Annotated in this window: 1 protein-coding gene and 2 pseudogenes; all 3 read right to left on the bottom strand. The window is 43.9% G+C overall.

The window, feature by feature from the left end:
- Window positions 1-845, bottom strand: a pseudogene (locus AC3LHT_RS02300) (acetyl-CoA C-acyltransferase); the annotation flags it as partial.
- A gap of 13 nt (window positions 846-858) precedes the next feature.
- Entirely contained in the window at window positions 859-2,160 is a 1,302-nt protein-coding gene (locus tag AC3LHT_RS02295; RefSeq protein WP_290646336.1) for an acetyl-CoA hydrolase/transferase family protein, read from the bottom strand.
- 2 nt (window positions 2,161-2,162) lie between these two features.
- Window positions 2,163-2,365, bottom strand: a pseudogene (locus tag AC3LHT_RS02290) (TetR/AcrR family transcriptional regulator); the annotation flags it as partial.

The raw sequence follows: 2,365 nt of genomic DNA, 5'->3' as shown, positions 1-2,365 counted from the left end.
ACACCAGCTTGAGCAAAGGCTATAATTTCTGCCATGGGTTTCAACCCATGAGTTTTCACAGCATCTTCAGAGGCGATAACAACTGCGCTGCCACCATCATTTATTCCAGAAGAATTACCCGCGGTTACGGTTCCATCTTTTACAAATGCCGGCTTTAATTTTGCGAGCTTTTCAGGTGTTGTATCTCTTGGATGTTCATCTGTGTCAAAAACGACTTCTCCTTTCCTGGTCTTGATAACCACTGGTTCAATTTCATCTTTGAATTTACCCTCTGCTATGGCCTTTTTCGCTTTCATCTGGCTGTTATAAGCGAATTCGTCCTGTTCTTCCCGTGTAATGCTATATTTTCTGGCAAGGTTTTCTGCAGTAACACCCATGTGATATCTGTTGAAGATATCCGTAAGCCCGTCGAAAACCATGTGATCAATGATCTCACCGTTTCCAAGTCTGTAGCCAAATCTGGCATCTGGAAGCAAATATGGTGCTTTCGACATATTCTCAATGCCACCCGCAAGTACAATTTCAGCCTCATTAATTAAGATATCCGTAGCACCGACCATGATACTTTTCATGCCAGAGCCGCAAAGCATATTCACCGTATAACCAGGCTTCTCTGCTGGAACATCTGAGTATATGGACACTTGACGCCCAGGTCCCATACCCTGGCCGGCTGTGAGGATACAACCTATGATGGTTTCATCGATGTTCTCCGGTGTGATCCCAGATTGTTTTATCGCTGCTTTAGCCGCAGTGACTCCAAGTTCAACCGCTGGAACGTCCTTTAGCGATCCACCCATTGTTCCAATGGCTGTTCTTTTTGCCCCGACTATGTAGACTTTCCTCATAACTTATCGCCTCCTATATCAAATTGAGTTTGCTGGCTTCTTTCCTGAGCTGATTTCTGAAATCGGGATGGGCTATATTCACAAGTGCTTCAGCTCTTTGTTTAACACTTAAGCCTCTCAAGTGTGCAATACCGTATTCCGTGACAACGTAATCTATATCCTGTCTGGGGACTGTCACTGGAGAGCCCAAAGGCAAAAGAGGTACGATGGTTGAAATGGTGCCACGTTTTGCTGTCGTTCGAAGGGCTATGATTCCCTTTCCACCTTTTGACATGCTGGCCCCGCGGTGAGTGTCAAGCTGGCCGCCTGTGCCACTGTAATGCCTTGTGCCAATGGCTTCAGAACAAACTTGACCAGTTAGATCTACGGTTATTGCGGTGTTTATGGAAACCATTTTTTCATTTTGGGCTATAACATAAGGATCATTGACATATCTACCACGTAAGATAAAGATTCCAGGATTGTCTTCAACAAATTTGTACATTTTTTTCGTTCCCAGAGCGAAAGTACAAATGAATTTGCCCGGCCATAACGTTTTTCTGCTATTGGTTATAATTCCTTTTTCAAAGAGCTCTATCATGGATTCGGTGAACATTTCGGTGTGTATTCCCAGATCCCGCTTGTCTTCCAATAGTTTAGCAACGGCATTCGGTATTCCACCAATGCCGATTTGTAAAGTTGCCCCATCTTCAATGAGTTCTGAAATGTGTCGCGCTATGTGCTTTTCGGTTTCTGAGGGCTCAACAACAGGGAGTTCTGGAATATCAAAACTGTTTTCGATTACGTGATCAACCTCACTGATATGAACCTGCGTTTCCCCATGGGTTTTGGGAGCTTTTTCGTTTACTTCAAGGATGACCATATCGGCATTTTCTACCATATCCCGTTCGTAAACATTGGAGAGGGAGAGCGTCATGTAGCCGTTCCTATCCATAGGCGATGCAACACCCCAAAAAATGTCGGGCTTGTTGCTCACAAGCCTGTCAGTACCAGCATTGTGCAAATTGTTTGGAATGTAAGATACGGTTTTGTAACCGGCTTCAGCCGCTTTCCTTACAGGAGCGGAATAAAACCAGGACTCGTTGATAAATGTTCCATTATACTGGGGGTCCATAAAGAAGGGATATTCTCGCATATTAAGGCAACTGGTTACACTAACACCCTCGACATGGGTTGCAAGTTTATGGAGATTGTCCAACAACCCTTTGGGTTCCATGGAGACCATGCTGACGACGATTTTATGATTGGATTTTATCAAGCCCAAAGCGTCGTCGAGTGAAAGAAGTTTCTTCTTGTATAACTCTTTCCAGTTCATCTTTATACCTCCAAACCTCTGGCAATGAGCTTTGCAAGATCCATGAGATATTCTTCCCATTTATCATCGGAATAACGGGGCCTAAAAACAAGATCTAAACCCATAAAGTGACCAATTCCCATGAGAAAAATTGCAATGGAATGTGCATTCATGACACGCAGCTTACCAGAGTTCATAGAATCGTTGAGAGCCTTCACATAAGACT

The organism is Kosmotoga sp. (assembly GCF_982836095.1).
This window is presented reverse-complemented; position numbering and strand designations above follow the sequence as displayed.

Coding starts and splice junctions, on each gene's coding strand:
- AC3LHT_RS02295 (WP_290646336.1), bottom strand. CDS start 2,160: ATGAACTGGAAAGAGTTATACAAGAAGAAACTTCTTTCACTCGACGAC.